General features: G+C 35.1%; 16 protein-coding genes. 8 read left to right on the forward strand and 8 right to left on the reverse strand.

The genetic code is table 11. The features are described from left to right. Positions 1-109: 109 nt before the first annotated feature. The 8 genes from LV89_RS12485 to LV89_RS12515 form a co-directional block, all read right to left on the reverse strand. The gene (locus LV89_RS12485; protein WP_109743235.1) at positions 110-496 is read right to left on the reverse strand and encodes a PIN domain-containing protein; all 387 of its coding nucleotides are present in this window, start codon (positions 494-496) and stop codon (positions 110-112) included. Then, positions 496-651 carry a hypothetical protein gene (locus tag LV89_RS25185; protein ID WP_158279576.1) on the reverse strand — a complete coding sequence of 52 codons (156 nt, stop codon included), beginning with the start codon at positions 649-651 and terminating at the stop codon, positions 496-498. The genes LV89_RS12485 and LV89_RS25185 overlap by 1 nt, the downstream gene beginning before the upstream one ends. Positions 652-747: 96 nt before the next feature. Beyond that, complete coding sequence (gene era / locus LV89_RS12490; RefSeq protein ID WP_109743236.1) at positions 748-1,653, reverse strand: GTPase Era; 906 nt, start codon at positions 1,651-1,653, stop codon at positions 748-750. An 8-nt stretch (positions 1,654-1,661) separates the two neighbouring features. Next, a complete protein-coding gene (locus LV89_RS12495; RefSeq protein ID WP_109743237.1) occupies positions 1,662-2,093 on the reverse strand; it encodes a group I intron-associated PD-(D/E)XK endonuclease in 432 nt (143 codons plus the stop codon). Positions 2,094-2,592: 499 nt separating this feature from the next. Further along, positions 2,593-3,213 carry a hypothetical protein gene (locus LV89_RS12500; RefSeq protein ID WP_109743238.1) on the reverse strand — a complete coding sequence of 207 codons (621 nt, stop codon included), beginning with the start codon at positions 3,211-3,213 and terminating at the stop codon, positions 2,593-2,595. Positions 3,214-3,243: 30 nt separating this feature from the next. Then, positions 3,244-3,975 (reverse strand): ABC transporter ATP-binding protein, encoded by a 732-nt coding sequence (locus LV89_RS12505; protein ID WP_109743239.1) that lies wholly within the window; start codon positions 3,973-3,975, stop codon positions 3,244-3,246. A 101-nt stretch (positions 3,976-4,076) separates the two neighbouring features. Then, the gene (locus LV89_RS12510) at positions 4,077-6,518 is read right to left on the reverse strand and encodes a tetratricopeptide repeat protein (protein ID WP_109743240.1); all 2,442 of its coding nucleotides are present in this window, start codon (positions 6,516-6,518) and stop codon (positions 4,077-4,079) included. Positions 6,519-6,708: 190 nt separating this feature from the next. Next, on the reverse strand, positions 6,709-7,128 hold the full coding sequence (locus LV89_RS12515) for a hotdog fold thioesterase (protein ID WP_109743241.1): 420 nt from the start codon (positions 7,126-7,128) through the stop codon (positions 6,709-6,711). 286 nt (positions 7,129-7,414) lie between these two features. On the opposite strand from LV89_RS12515, the gene LV89_RS12520 reads away from it, so the two are divergent. From LV89_RS12520 to LV89_RS12555, 8 genes are all read left to right on the forward strand, one after another. Continuing rightward, positions 7,415-8,071, forward strand: a complete 657-nt coding sequence (locus LV89_RS12520) for a histidine phosphatase family protein (protein WP_109743242.1) — start codon at positions 7,415-7,417, stop codon at positions 8,069-8,071. A gap of 120 nt (positions 8,072-8,191) precedes the next feature. Next, complete coding sequence (locus tag LV89_RS12525) at positions 8,192-9,283, forward strand: sensor histidine kinase (RefSeq protein ID WP_109743243.1); 1,092 nt, start codon at positions 8,192-8,194, stop codon at positions 9,281-9,283. 68 nt (positions 9,284-9,351) lie between these two features. Beyond that, positions 9,352-10,089 carry a LytR/AlgR family response regulator transcription factor gene (locus LV89_RS12530; RefSeq protein ID WP_109743244.1) on the forward strand — a complete coding sequence of 246 codons (738 nt, stop codon included), beginning with the start codon at positions 9,352-9,354 and terminating at the stop codon, positions 10,087-10,089. Between the two features lie 82 nt (positions 10,090-10,171). Further along, positions 10,172-11,011, forward strand: a complete 840-nt coding sequence (locus tag LV89_RS12535; protein ID WP_211321201.1) for an Rpn family recombination-promoting nuclease/putative transposase — start codon at positions 10,172-10,174, stop codon at positions 11,009-11,011. A 132-nt stretch (positions 11,012-11,143) separates the two neighbouring features. Further along, positions 11,144-11,686 carry a hypothetical protein gene (locus LV89_RS12540; protein WP_109743245.1) on the forward strand — a complete coding sequence of 181 codons (543 nt, stop codon included), beginning with the start codon at positions 11,144-11,146 and terminating at the stop codon, positions 11,684-11,686. Then, the gene (locus tag LV89_RS12545) at positions 11,683-12,636 is read left to right on the forward strand and encodes a hypothetical protein (RefSeq protein WP_146199154.1); all 954 of its coding nucleotides are present in this window, start codon (positions 11,683-11,685) and stop codon (positions 12,634-12,636) included. The genes LV89_RS12540 and LV89_RS12545 overlap by 4 nt, the downstream gene beginning before the upstream one ends. Before the next feature lie 208 nt (positions 12,637-12,844). Continuing rightward, positions 12,845-14,710, forward strand: coding sequence for a carbamoyltransferase family protein (locus LV89_RS12550; protein WP_109743247.1), 1,866 nt, complete (start codon positions 12,845-12,847; stop codon positions 14,708-14,710). After that, positions 14,710-15,891 carry a hypothetical protein gene (locus LV89_RS12555; protein ID WP_109743248.1) on the forward strand — a complete coding sequence of 394 codons (1,182 nt, stop codon included), beginning with the start codon at positions 14,710-14,712 and terminating at the stop codon, positions 15,889-15,891. Before LV89_RS12550 ends, LV89_RS12555 begins: the two co-directional genes overlap by 1 nt. Positions 15,892-15,942: the final 51 nt, after the last annotated feature.

Consider the following 15,942-nt stretch of genomic DNA (forward strand, 5'->3'; position numbering starts at 1 on the left):
GTTTTAATCTTAGCTTGCAAGCACCTCGATTTTTGAATAATATACTTTTAAGGAGGGGTAGAAAATGGTGATTAATATTTATGTTATCATTAAAAATCAGTAACGCAAACTACCTTTTATCAATAGCAGGCAGTAAAATAACATTTACTGTTTTTAAAGATTCAAATTTTTCGTCACAAGTGATTAATGAGATATTGCTTTGTTGGGCGGTCGCTCCAACGATGGCATCCATTAATTTCAAACGAGTGGTAAGTCTTATCTTAATGGCTAACTGTTTGATGTTTTCTGAAAGAGGAATGATAATGGTCGTATTCAAAAACTCTTTCAACATCTCTCGTTCACCTTTACTTATGTTTGGATTACACTGAATTTCCATTTCGGTAATTTCAGAAATGATGATTTGTTTATCTCCCACTAAATCCATTTCAAATGAATAGCCTTCTAAATAATTCATTAAGGTATTCGTATCAAGAACAATACAGGTTTGATTATTCATCAGCGTAAATCTCTTTGAAATGCTAAAGAGTCTATTTTAAAATTGAATTTACCTGCAAAATCTTTAGATTTTTTCTGAGGGTTATTTTTAGCTACTTTAGTGAAAATATCTTCTAATTGTGCCTTTGTGGCATTTTGAGGAACTTTAATAGTCATGACTGTTTAGATTTAAAATATTTCACAAGATGTTAAATATATACAATGTCGGCGTTTAGACTTTATATCAATATTTTTTTCAAATATTCTCTAATCTCAATCCTGCCCATACCCAAACATTCGTAATTTTTGAGCTTTTTGTCTCCAATCGGGTTCTACTTTGATGAACTGCTCCAAGAAAACTTTTTTACCAAAGAATTTTTCCATTGCTTCACGAGCTTGCGTACCTACTTTTTTGATGGATTCGCCTTTGTGACCAATCAAAATGGCTCTTTGGGTTACTCGCTCCACGTAAATTTCGGCTGAAATTCTAATCAAATTATCTTCTTCTTTAAATGCTGCAATTGATACTTCGCAAGAATAAGGCACTTCTTTTTTATAATTTAAAAATATCTTTTCTCTGATTATCTCTGAAGCAAAAAAGCGTTCGGGCTTATCGGTCAGCTCTTCTTTGTCAAAATACGGCGGATGATTCGGTAAATGTTCAACGATTGAATCAAAAATTTCACCTGTATTTTGTTCTTTCAAAGCAGAAATTGGAATAATTGCTTGTGTTGGGAAACGTTCACGCCAATGAGCAATTTTTTCGGCAATTTGTTCTTCGGTTGCTAAGTCAATTTTATTAATCAATAATAAAACTGGAATATGGTCAATACGAGCAAGCTTGTCGATAACATCATCTTCATCGTATTTTTCAAAAATATCCGTTACAAACAAAATCACATCGGCATCTTCCAAAGAGCTATGCACGAAGGTCATCATAGATTTATGTAACTCATATTTGGGAAGAATAATTCCCGGAGTATCAGAGTAAACTAATTGAAAATCAGTGCCATTATGAGTTCCATTCAAAATGCCCATAATACGATGACGAGTAGTTTGAGCTTTTGAAGTAATAATACTGAGACGTTCCCCGACCAAGACATTCATTAGTGTTGATTTACCCACATTAGGTTTTCCAACAATACTAACAAAGCCTGCTTTATGATTGATTTGTTCCATTTTCTGAACTATTGAATAGCTGATTTGAGTAAATGCCAAGCTTCTCTGTATTCGGCAGACTTGGGCTTTCGTTGTCTTTTTTCGGATTCTACAAAATGAATTTCAGAACTGTAACTGATGAATACATGAATTGGTAGAATGTAAAAGACTTGAATTTTGTCTAAATAAATAATGGCAAAGTCGAAGTCTGTTTCATGATACTTTTCTCTTAACATTACTCGTCGATTTGTTTTTGTACGACGATTATCAGCCACATAATTTTGTCTGGACTCGTCAAACCAAGCACCTTTTACTTGAATTTTGATAAACTTTCCATCAATATCAAAAACCATATCGTAAGGTAATCTGTCTCCAAGTGGTTTCAGGACGTTCCAACCTTGTTTTAAAGCATGAAGGATAACGGCTTGTTCGGCAATATCTCCTTTGAGTTTTGTATCCATATAGTGATTTGATAATTGTAGAAAAAAGAAAAAAGCCAACTACTTTTTTATTAAGTAATTGGCTTTAAAATTAGTAGCAGGAACAGGACTCGAACCTGTGACCTTTGGGTTATGCTTACCACTATAGTTTTCACTACCCTTACGGTTTGTGGTCTGGACTGTCTCTTTACCTTCAACTTAACTTGGTAAGGTTCTTGCCATTCAGTCTCTACACCTTCCTTATTGCTAAGGCTTGGCTCGGGATTGCCATACTTAAAGGGTTCCCCGAATTTGACAAATAATCACGTAAAAGTTTCTTTTTACGCAGCCCTCTTGCAAATTGATTGAATAAATTTTAAATAAGTAAATTTTAAAATTCTCAATTAACAATAATTTGAGCCCAACGAGCTACCTACTGCTCCATCCTGCGGTGTTGTTTCCATTTGATTGGACTGCAAAGGTACGAAAGTTTTTTGGTTATGCAAGCACTTGATTGAAAAAAAATAAAATATTTTTAAAACTACTGAATATTTGGGTCAATATCTTCGGCTTCTCCAATTTCAATTAGGCGGTCGAGGGTGAGTTTGCAGAGGGTGAACCATGATTTTAATATTTCAATGTCTTCTTCAATACCTATATTTTCAATTTGTATCCAAAGTATTTTTGTAGGTATTTTTTTTAGAAAGAAAACAGGATGGTCATCGTTTATCTTCAAAACTAAGTCTGTACCTTCAAATGCTTCAAGAAATTTTTCTTGAAGATATTTTGTATCTAAGAATGTTAATAAACGTTTTTTTTGATTTGACTGTAAATAGATTTCGGCATCAAACTTTGTATTTCCAATTTCAATATCATTTATTCCAATATATTTTGCTGCGTAGCTAATTGCATTCTCCGAAGAAATTTCAAATGTAAATCTGTTTGTAGTAATGTACGGGCAAATGATTCTGGTATAAGTTTTTGAACTCCTTCCATTACCTTTTGAAAAAATATCTAATGTAATTTCTGTATTTCTATAATTAAATTTAACTTCGTTCGTTTCCCAAAATCCACCATCTACAAATTTTCCTTGTATTTCATGTGCTAATAATTTCCAATTTTCTTTTGCCCTCGAATAGAATAAATCTGTAAAAAAACTCATAGTTTTCAACTAATTACAATTAACCAATAACTAATCCTGTGATTTCAAGTTCATCATCAATTCCTTAGCTTGCTTTACATTCGGGTTGATTTTATCTGTTTCTACCAAGCCGTCACGTAGGCGAACGATGCGGTGGGCGTATTGGGCAATGTCGTCTTCGTGCGTAACCATCACGATGGTGTTGCCTTTTGAATATAATTGGTCAAATAAATCCATGATTTCATAGGAAGTCTTGGTATCTAAGTTCCCTGTTGGTTCATCCGCCAAAAGAATAGAAGGGTCGTTTACCAAAGCACGAGCAATGGCTACACGTTGACGTTGTCCACCCGAAAGTTCGTTTGGTTTATGTCCTGCACGGTTTTCAAGTCCGACACCTTTCAAAGCAAGCATGGCTTTTTCGATACGGTCGGCTTTGTTATAACCTGCATAAATTAAAGGTAAAGCAACGTTTTCAAGCGAAGATTGACGTGGTAAGAGGTTAAATGTTTGGAAAACAAACCCAATTTCTTTGTTACGAACAGTTGCCAATTCGTTTTCGGTCATTTGGCTAACGTCTTGATTATTAAGAATATATTGTCCAGAAGTAGGCGTGTCTAAACAACCAACAATGTTCATCAGTGTTGATTTTCCCGAACCCGAAGGACCCATGAAAGCCACGTATTCGCCTCGATTTACTGAAATAGAAACGTCTTTAAGAGCTTGAATGATTTCTTCGCCCATGACGTAACGTCTTGAAATATTGGTAGTTTTGATGATTTCCATGTTAAAAATATATCGGTTGAGCATAGATGCTCACAGTTATGATTCAAGTTTGTTGAGATGAGCCAATATTAAAACCCATTCTACAAAACAAACTTAGTAATTTACTGAAAACCAGCACTTGCCTTTTCGATGGATTGTTGTTTGGCTTGATAGGTTGGCAGAAAACGCTGATAATCGGTTGGAGATAGTTTTTGAAGAATTGCCAAACCGTCATTGGCATATTCTTTCATGCCAATATTTTGGGCTTGCGTGATATAGATTTCGTATAATTTCGGAGAATCTTTTCGCCAAGAAATCGCTCGCATCACTACGTCGTAGGCTTTTTCTGGTTGTTTATTTTGGTTGTAAAGATTAACCGCTTTTTCAACAACAGTCTCATGCAATGGAAACTGCTTTAAAACTTGCTCTGCTTCTTTAATCGACTTAAAATCAGGTGTTTTTGTATTGGAAAGAGCTTCTTTTTTCAAAAATGTATTTAACAGAAGTCCAAAATATTTCCCTTTTTTATCGGTTGAATCAGCATTTGACCACATTTGCAAATTCTGAAATGCCAATAATTTATCGCCTTTGTAATAATCTTGAATCATATTGGCAAATGAAAGGTCTTCGGCATATTCTTCGTTGCCTTCTTCTTCGGCAAGTTTGCGAAGTGAAAGGGTATCACCTTGTGATTTTTGAGCCAAAGCATAATTGTAAATCCACGCAAAATCTGACACATTTCCTTTACTTAGTGGAGGTACTTCTGTTTCCGTATTTTCAGTAGATTGTGCAACTAATTTTAAGGCTAATTTATTGCCTTGAAACGAATTGTACGCAATATTTTCGGTTTTACTTAATATGTCTTTGGCGGTGCTATTTTTGCCATTGGTTGCCCAAAATGCCAATAAATTGCTGGCTGGCACTTCTGATTTTTTAGCATTTTTTACCGCCATTTCATAATAAATTACGGTAGAATCGGGCAAGTTAGATTTGTTGTAGAGATAGGCTAAATTGTTCTGTAATTCGCCCGATTTTGGGAATTTTTGCAAGCCTTCTTTCAAAGTAAAAATAGCATCAAAGAAACTTTTTGCATCAAATAATGAGCGACTTAGTGCTTCATACGAGTAGGCAGAAGGATTTTTCGCCAAAGCCTGACGGAAATAAACGCCCGCCGTTTCATTGTCGCCCTGCGTGAGAGAAAGTGATGCTAAAGCGTAATTGGTTTTATGATTGCGATGTTCATAAGCTAAGGCTAATTTGTATTCAACTTCGGCAAATTTATAGTCTTTTTCGGTGGTGTAATAATCGCCAAGACCGTTATAAAATGCAGCGGAAGCTTGTTTTACAGGGAAAAAATCTTTTAAAACTAATAACGAAGCAATGACGATAACGGCTAAAATTTGAAACATCCAAACGGGGAACTTCAAAGGTTTAAAAACCACTTTATGAACCTCCAAGTTTTGCTTAAATAATCCCGAAAAATTGACAAGAACATAGCCTAAAAACATAATGCCCATTGCCAAATGAGAATAGGTAATGGCATCTTCCAAAGCTTCGGTCATGGGGTCGTTGGCGGTGGCAAAAGAAAGTCCGCAAGTGGCAAGTGTAATGATGGCTAATCCTACGTAAATAAATGCTCCAGATTCTTCAAAATCCATGATTGAAGCACTCAAATTTCTACGACTTCGGAAGCCCCAAATTCCCAAAATACTTGAAATGATTAATAGCAAGAATGGACTCAAATAAATCATATTCCAGTCGATAATCTTGTTGTTGTTTAGGAATGTTAATAATACATTTGCTAAGTAGATAATGCTGATAATCAAAAAGTTATTAAGTGGCTGGTCGCTTTTGGTAGAAGTTGAGATGAATAAAAAAACGTTAACAATTTCATACGAAATCAAGAATGTAAATCCAATACTTAACAACATTGCACCCGCAGTTCGGTAGCTGGCGAGCAGTAAAAAAGGATGGCTTACTGATGAAAATTTATAGATGCCAATTCCCAATAAAACGGTGATGAAAATAAACGTTCCAAAGCGTTTTAGAATGTCAATATCTGGGCGAAAAGCGTGGAAAAAATAGCTTGAGCCTACATACAAAACGATGAGTCCAACGTTGAGATAATTATTGGCAAGGTTGAAAATTAATCCAAAATTGAAGGTCACAATCAGCAAAATAACTGAACCCATGAAAATCAAGTACCAAAAACGATTTACAGCTGATAATGCCGAAAGGATTAACAAAAAACCAATCACGAAAAGCCCTAAAAATATATAATTTCCAACGGTATTAATTGCCATCGACGAAGCCACAAATTGCTCTGTAACGGTGATTGCTTTGGCAGGAATGGTAAGCGTTTCGTCGGGCGAAACTTTAAATTGGTCAAGCACAACGGGCAAATCGTTTAATTCACTGAGTACGTCCCAATGGATAACATTTTCTAAACCTCTGAAATAGGCTATTCCGAAAATTATCAGTGAAATAACAAGAATAGATAACGAGAAAAGATAAAGAATACGGGTAGGCTTTTGCCAATTCGCCCAAAATTGTAATTGATTCATAATTGGTTGTTTTTCTTAGAACAAAGTTAGGCAGGAAATATTGTTTGGGAAATGAAGTTTGTTGCTGGGATTACGGAGTTTAAGATAAAGTTAACGTAGTCAGCGTTCAAAACGCTGACTACGTTGCTGATTTCGTAAAACAAGTTTTGTGAAAATCTTATCTATATCAAATTTACTGATTTTTGTTTTTTTAACGCTTCTCAATAATTGCCGTAGTCAATCGGCTAACACAAACTAAATCGCCTGTTTCGTTAGTAATTTTTATGTCCCAAATGTGCATGGTTCTACCCACTTTCAAAGGCGTACATTTGGCATAAACGTATCCATCACGAGCAGATTTTAAGTGATTGGCATTGATTTCCACGCCTACTGCTGCTTGTTTTTCGGGGTCAATTGATAAATAGGAAGCAATACTTCCAACTGATTCTGCTAAAACCACCGACGCTCCACCGTGCAGAAGTCCCATTGGTTGTTTGGTTCGGTTATCGACAGGCATTTTTGCACAAATATATTCAGGATTTAGTTCGGTAAATTCTATGCCAAGCAGTCCAACCATATTATTTTCGCTCATTTTATTAAGCATTTCCAATGAAACGGAGGTATTTATCATTTTAATCTGTTGTTTTAAGTAACTCAATAACTGAAGTGGCAGAATATTTTTTCGTTAAATTCCGCTAACATTTAGCAAAAATATTATCAATCTATCTTAGTTTACCATCAATCTTCAAATAAGTGTTCGCATTTGGCTGAAAACCTGTACTTTTGCGTGAAAATTAGTAACCACAGAAGTAATATTAGAAGGCAGTGGTTGCAAGAAGTAAATTTCCTCTCAAAGTATTGTTAGTAGATTTACTTTTCTCAAATCGCACTTCGCTCAAATTTAACCTTACGAATCAATGTCTAACGACCAATCACCAATTCATCATACCAAGACCATTTATTTAATTCGTCACGGAGAAACTGATTTCAACCGTCAGGGAGTTGTTCAAGGAAGTGGCGTAGATTCTTCTCTTAATGCGTTGGGGCAAGCTCAAGCAGAAGCGTTTTTTCAGGCTTATCAGCATCTTAATTTTGATAAAGTTTATACCTCTGTTTTGCAAAGAACGCACCAATCGGTAAAGAAATTTCTTGAAAGAGGTCATGCTTGGGAACAACACGAAGGCTTAAATGAGATTAGTTGGGGCGTGCGTGAAGGCAAAATTCCCAATAGTCGTGATAACGAATATTACAAAATTCTAATTGATAGTTGGATTGAAGGCAAAACTGATATGCCCTCTGAAGGCGGTGAAAGTCCAGAAGACGTGGTGGCTCGTCAGAAACCTGTTTTTGAGTTAATTTTGAGCCGTCCAGAAGAACAATTAATTTTGGTTGCCATGCACGGGCGTGCCATTCGTATTCTTTTGACACACTTATTAGAACGTCCTCTACACGAAATGGATACTTTTGACCATGCTAACTTGTGTTTATACAAATTGATTTACGATTATAAAACATCAAAATTTAGTGTTGAATTAGCCTGTGATGTTTCGCACTTGGAAGGAATCTCAGAATAATTGACCTTTCAAAATCTTCCGTTTATCCACATTACTTTCCGTTTACTCAATTTTTTCAACGTTTTCGACACGATTACGCTAAATTGTTGTTGTCTAAAGGTAAAACTTTATTAAAAATTCATGTCAAGAACAAAACTATATTGGACGCTGCAAATCTTTGGCTGGTCGGCTTGGCTCGCCAATGAAGCCTTGATATATGCCAATAATTATGGGTGGTCGCTTGACTGGTTTGTTGCTGCCGATTTGAACGTCGTCATTGCGATTGTAATGACCAATAATTTCAGAAAAGTTATAAAAAAATACGGTTGGGTTGAACTTCCCATTGAAATGGTGATGCCCCGTATTTTATTGGCAGTTGGCTCAATGTCGATTTTCATGGCTTTAGTCAATATTCCACTCGACTCATATTTATTGAAAGAACACGAAGAAGCTAATCTGTGGTCATTTTTCTTCATTTTGCAGTACATTTTTAGTTGGGCAAAACCTCTCATGATTTGGACGCTTTTTTATTACGCTTCGCATTATTTTGAACGAAAATCAGAAGTTGAAGTTGATAAAATTCGTTTAGAATCATCGGTAAAAGAAACAGAATCGAAGGTTTTGAGAGCTCAAATGAATCCGCATTTTATGTTTAATGCCCTAAATTCAATTCGAGCCTTGATTTTGGAAGACCCCGATAAAGCTCAAAAAGCTGTAACACAATTATCAAATATTTTGAGAAGTTCGCTTTTGGCGGATAGAAGAAAAACGGTTTCACTTTCGGAAGAATTAAGAACGGTAGAAGATTATTTAGCTTTGGAAAAAATCCGTTATGAAGAACGTTTGCAAGTTCGGAAGAATATTTACCCCGAATCTTTGACGGTGCAAGTTCCGCCAATGTTATTACAGACTTTGGTAGAAAACGCTATCAAACATGGCGTTTCTAAACCCGTAAAAGGTGGTTTTGTGAGTTTGGAAGCACAGGTAATTGATAAAGTTTTGTTGATGACTATTAGTAACACAGGCGTTTTGGAAAGTACAGAATCGGAAGGATTTGGCTTGCAAAATACCGCCCACCGCTTGGAATTATTGTTTGGACCAGAGTCAAAATTCAAAATATTTCAATCTGCCAAAGAAGTGGTAACGGCTGAAATCACCATTCCAATTCCACAGATAGAATCAGAAAAAGCTAATCCTTTGACGAAGATTACTAATTTGGTGAAAGTGGGGTGATAATATCCACGCTCGTCCAGATTTACAATTTGGATTAGCAACATTCTTAAAACTGATAACTGAATAATATGAAAGCTCTAATCGTAGATGATGAACGTTTGGCAAGAAATGAACTGAAACGCTTGCTTGAAAATTTCCCTAAAATTAATATCGTTGGTGAAGCTGCCAATGCTGAGGAAGCCGTTGAGTTGATTGACCAATTGCATCCAGACCTTTTGTTTTTGGATATTCAGATGCCGGGGAAAACGGGTTTCGACTTGTTGACAGACCTTGAAGGATACGTTCCAGAAGTTATTTTTACGACTGCCTACGATGAATATGCCATCAAAGCTTTTGAGTTTAATGCTTTGGATTATCTTTTGAAACCCATTGAATTACACCGACTTAGCGAAGCCGTTCAGAAAGTTGAGGAGGAATTTGACCGTCAAAAACAATTGACCGAAACGGTAAAAGACAACACAACGGTACTTTCTGAAAACGACCAAGTTTTTGTAAAAGACGGTGAAAAATGTTGGTTTGTGCGTTTAGGAAATGTTCGCCTTTTTGAATCAATGGGAAATTATGTACGTCTTTATTTTGACGACCAAAAGCCTTTGGTTCTCAAATCTTTAAATGCTTTGGAAGACCGTTTAGACCCTAAAATTTTCTTCCGTGCCAACCGTAAGCATATTATCAATTTGAAATATATCCAAAAGATAGAGCCTTGGTTTTCAGGAGGTTTACAAGTAACCTTGCGTGAAAGTGGCGATAAAATTGAAATCTCTCGTCGTCAAGCAATTCGTTTTAAAGAATTATTGAGTTTGTAAAATAGTTGGGGTATCTGGATAATATAGAATTATTGATAAACAATTATCTTTGTCTATCAATTCAAAAATATATTGCAAAATCATGTCGAAATACATTAATCCATATACGGATTTTGGTTTTAAAAAACTGTTCGGGGAAGAAGGTAATAAGGATTTATTGATAGACTTTTTAAATCAGTTGTTACCAACTCATCATCAGATTGAAACCTTAACTTTTCGTAATAATGAGAATTCTTCGGAATTTGCATTTGAGCGTAAAGCTGTTTTTGATATTCATTGTCATGCCCAAAATGGAGAAAGATTCATTGTAGAAATGCAAAAAGCTAAAGTGAATTACTTTAAAGACCGTTCTCTTTTTTATACCACTTTCCCGATTAGAGAACAAGCGAAACGGGGTGAAGCATGGGATTTTAGATTGACTCCAGTTTATATGATTGCCATTTTGGATTTTCTTTATGATGAAGAAGCCGAAAAGCAAAAGTTCTTGCGTTCGGTAGCTTTAAAAGACCAAGACGGGGAAATATTTTACGATAAGTTACACTTCAAGTTTATACAAATGCCTTTGTTCAATAAGGGCGAAAATGAGCTGAAAACGCATTTTGACAAGTGGATTTATTTTTTGAAAAATTTAGATTCATTCAATGATATTCCTCTAATTCTGAAAGAACCAATTTTTGAGAAAGCATTTCATGAGGCAGAAATTGCAGCAATGACCGCTCCGCAATTTGAACAATATCAAGAGAGTTTGATGAGTTATATTGAAATTCGAGAGGTTATCAATACCGCAATACAAAGTGCTGAGAATGATGGGAGAAAAAAGGAAAAGTATAATATTGCCAAAGAAATGAAGAAAGATGGGGAGCCATTAGATAAAATAATGAGATACACAGGACTTTCAGAAAAAGAAATTAACGGTTTGTAAGCAAATCTTACTTGAAGGGTTTTGACAGTCTGTTGAAACCCTTTTTTCATATCCATAGTTTTGTCTTTATGAAAGACTTTCAACAAAACCACCGAATTTGTCTTTAATTTTACAGGAATTTTAAGAAATGATATGAGAAAATTAACTTATTTATTGATATTGAGTGTGTTTTTGACCTCTTGCGGAGCTGAAAATCAGGGAGAACAAACAAAGAAATATTTTGATTTGAAAGGATTAATCGAACAACAAATTAAAGTTTTGGAAAAGAGAAAGCCGATGATTCAAAAGACTATTTCAATGGCTGAAAAATCTGAAAGTCAGCAAATTAAATCGGTTGATTGGACGAAAGAATTAGAACTATTCACCCAAGCAGATTTGAATAAACCCGCATTTATCAGCAGTTATAACATAGATAGTTCAGCGAATGGAATAAAGTACGTTTTGAAAGAAACGGAAAAATTGCCAATTAAATATTTGACAATCAGTAAAGTAGGAGGGAGGACAACCCAAATTGAAACTTTAATGAGTAATGAAAATTATTTATATCAATCAGAAAAGCATTTGAAATTATCATTGATTAATGAGCAATTATCTGATTATCAGATTGATGGATTTCAAAAAGTGGTGTTTGGTGATAAAAAAGATTTTAAGATTAACGGTAAAATTGCACAATGATAATTCAGTTTCTCAAGAAAGTTTTTGTGCTTTGTTTCTTACTGGTAATAAGTCTCTACGCCTTGTCGTATATGGTTGATGCTGGACTTCGGAAGTCACGAAACGATTATTTTGCCTCATGGAATGATTTGTATTCTTCCAAGATTAATGCCGATTTACTCATTATGGGTTCTTCACGGGCGGCATTTCATATTTCTCCCCAAATTATAGACGCTACTCTTTCTCTAAATTCTTACAATTTAGGACTTTCCGCTTGGCATTTTGATATGCAAAATGCACGTTTCAAAATGTATTTACAGCATAATCGAAAACCTAAATATGTTATCCTAAATGTAGATGTTTATGGTTTTTCAAAACGTGCAGATGTGGCTGATTATCAGCAGTTTTTGCCATATATTCAAGATACTGTTTTACAAAAAACAATTCGTGGGCATAAAGGCGAATTTGACGTTTATCAAAGAAATATTCCCTTGTTGAAATATAGAAACCTACAAAACTTAGCTTTTGAAGGCATTTTTACGTTTTTCGATTTTACGAATTTATATGACTCTACAAGAAACTATAAAGGTTATAGAGGCAATGACTATGCTTGGACTCAAGATTTTGAACGATTCAAAAAACGCTTTCCCAAAGGAGCAAAATATACTTTTAACAAAGAAGTAAAACATCAATTTAATGAGTTTTTAGCCTTTTGTCAACGTGAAAAAATCAAAGTATTTTTGGTATATGCTCCAGAATATTTTGAAGTTCAACCTTATTATAAAAACAAAACTGAATTAATTAATTTATGTATCGAATCAGCTAAAAAATACCAATGTCATTTCTTTGATTATTCTAAGGATTCACTTTGCTATAATCGCCAATATTTTTACAACTCTCAACATCTAAACAAAAAAGGAGCAGAGTTATATTCTAAGGATTTAGCGAAGAAAGTAAAATTGCTTCTATAAAAGGATGCAACCTTTTTAGTATTTTCTTGCGTCTTTCAATATTATATCAAAAATCATGTAGGATAAGAACCTACAATATCAGAAATCATGTAGGATAATAACCTACAAACAGCCTTTTAATAATTTTATAATCTACTTCACTCTTCATAATTGGCATTTCTCTCAATCAGTCGTACTTTTGTAATTCAAATACCCAGAAAACTATTTCATGAACATATTAGGAATATCAGCATTTTATCACGATTCGGCTGCTACTATTACTCAGAATGGAGAAATTATCGCCGCTGCTCAAGAAGAACGCTTCACCCGTATCAAGCACGACCCCGCATTCCCGACAAAAGCAGTTGAGTACTGTTTGATGGAATCTGGATTGTCTTTGGATAAATTAGATGCGATTGTTTTCTACGACAAACCTCTTTTGAAATTTGAACGTTTGTTAGAAACTTATTACGCCTTTTCTCCAAGTGGTCTTCGTTCATTTTTAACGTCTATTCCAGTTTGGTTAAAAGAAAAAATGTTCTTGAAGAGAATGTTGTACGACGAACTTTTCAAGATTGGTCAATTCGATAAGAAAAAAGTAAAACTACTTTTTCCAGAACACCACCTTTCGCACGCTGCCAGTGCATTTTATCCTTCTCCTTTTGAAGATGCTGCCGTTTTAACTATCGACGGTGTTGGTGAATGGGCTACGGCTTCTATTTGTCATGGAAAAGGAAAAGACATGACCATTCTGAAAGAATTACAATTTCCTCATTCATTGGGTTTGTTGTATTCTGCTATTACTTATTTTGCAGGATTCAAAGTAAATTCAGGTGAATATAAATTGATGGGACTTGCTCCGTATGGCGACCCAAATTCTGAAAGAACACTTCGTTATGCAGATATTATCCGTACAAAACTGATTGATATTCATCCCGATGGTTCAATTTGGTTAAATCAAAAATACTTTGATTATGCCACAGGACTACGCATGGTGAAAGATAAAGAATGGGAAAAACTGTTTGGTTTTGCTCGTCGTGAATCAGAAACTAACCTTCAACCAGAACACTGTGATTTTGCTTTAGCTGCTCAAATTGTGACGGAAGAAATCGTTATTTTGATGGCTAAAGAAGCCAAAAGATTAACAGGTTCAGACAACCTTTGTTTAGCAGGTGGTGTTGCCTTGAACTGTGTTGCTAACGGAAAATTACAAAATGCCAAAATCTTCAAAAATGTCTATATCCAACCAGCCGCAGGTGATGCAGGTGGAGCTTTGGGAGCGGCATTAGTAGGAGAATATATTTATTTCGGACAAGAACGCAAACTTACGGCAGGAGCTTTAGACGAAATGAAAGGTTCTTATTTAGGACCAGAATATTCGGATGTTGATACCCGTTTGATGGCAAAAAAATACAATGCCGTTTATACATACTACGAAAATTTTGAAGAATTAGCCGCTAAAACTGCTACTGCTTTGGCAGATGGTAATGTAGTTGGTTGGTTTCAAGGTAGAATGGAGTTTGGACCTCGTGCTTTGGGCGGACGTAGTATTTTGGGAGATGCTCGAAACGAAGAAATGCAGAAAAAACTAAACCTCAAGATTAAATATCGTGAAGGTTTCCGTCCGTTTGCTCCTTCGGTTTTGGCAGAAGATGCCGCTGAATATTTTGAATTGGAAGGTACTTCGCCATATATGCTTTTGGTGCATGGCGTTCAAGAAAAGCGTCGTAAGCAATTGCCAGATAATTACCGTTCTTTGCCTTTGATGGAGAAATTGTATTATCTACGTTCAGACTTACCGTCAATTACGCACATTGACTTCTCTGCTCGTATTCAAACGGTTCACAAAGAAACCAACCCAAGATATTGGACTTTGATTGACCAGTTTAAACAACAAACGGGTTATGGTTTGGTGGTAAATACCAGCTTCAACGTGCGTGGCGAGCCTATCGTATGTACGCCAGAAGATGCTTATAAATGCCTTATGCGTACAGAAATGGACTATTTGGTAGTAGGTAATTTTATTTTTGATAAGAGAAATCAACCAGAATGGGCTGAAAAAGACGACTGGAAAGACGAATTTAAGTTAGACTAATGAATACATTAAAAATCATCTTTTTGTTATTACTATTGAGCGTCTTGGGTTCGTCAGGATTGCTATTGCTTGATTTGTTGAGAGGTGATGGTAATGGTATTGTAGCAGGAATTAATTTTGCTCCTGTGGCAAAATACTTGACTTATGCTTTTTTAGCGTATTGTTTTTGGTATGCTTTCAAACAAAAAATAGGTTGGTTACAAAACGTCGTCATGTCGGGTTTGATGATTTTCTTAACTGTTCTTTTATTAGAATGGATTTGTGGAATTGTCTTGAAAAAACAAGCTGACCTTGCTCCAAAAATTGAAGGTCCAACGCATTCAATGACTTGGGATAATGTTTTGGGCTATAAACCAAATCCTGATACTGTTCATACAGGAACAAGAACTAAAGATGGCAAAGTTATTTATAGCATCACGTATGCAACAGACCATAATAGTCTGAGAGTTACGCCAATTGATACCACCAAACCACGAATGAAATACGCTCAGTTTTTTGGTTGTTCCATGACTTTTGGTGAAGGTGTGCAAAGTAATGAGACGCTTCCATATTATTTTGCAAAATTTGATAGTACTTATCGCCCTTACAATTTGGCTTATAGTGGTTATGGACCTCACCAAATGTTGGCACGTTTAGAGACAAATCAATTGAAAAACATTGTCAAAGAGAAAGCAGGAGTTGGGTTTTATATTTACATCAATGACCATGTAAACCGTGTTTTAGGTACAATGACAAACTTTAGTTATAACGGAGGAAATGCTCCTTATTTTCATAAAGTTGGAAGCGAATTGAAGCACGACGGATTATTCAAAGATAGTCGCAAGATTAGAAGCTTGATTTTTGAGAAATTATTGAAAAGTAATATTCTAAAATTATTCAAAATTGGTTATCCTTTCAAGATTACAGACGAAGATTATGAATTGACTGCTGAAGTGATGGCTCAATCAGCAAAATTATTTAAAGAACAATTTGGGAATGATAATTTTTATGTAATCATTTACCCGACTTCGGTGGATAGTTTTTTGATAATCAATTTGTTAAAGCAAAAAGGCGTGAAAGTTTTAGATTATTCAAAACTATTCAATCCACTTGATGCCAAATATGCTATTCCGTTTGATGAACATCCAACGGCATTGGCAAACGAAGTTTTAATTAAACAATTAGTAAAAGATATAAACTGATGGAAGTATAAAGTATCAGGTATTAAGTATTAAGAAATTCTAAAATCTTAC

The sequence above is a fragment of the Arcicella aurantiaca genome, from assembly GCF_003148625.1.
GTDB lineage: Bacteria > Bacteroidota > Bacteroidia > Cytophagales > Spirosomataceae > Arcicella > Arcicella aurantiaca.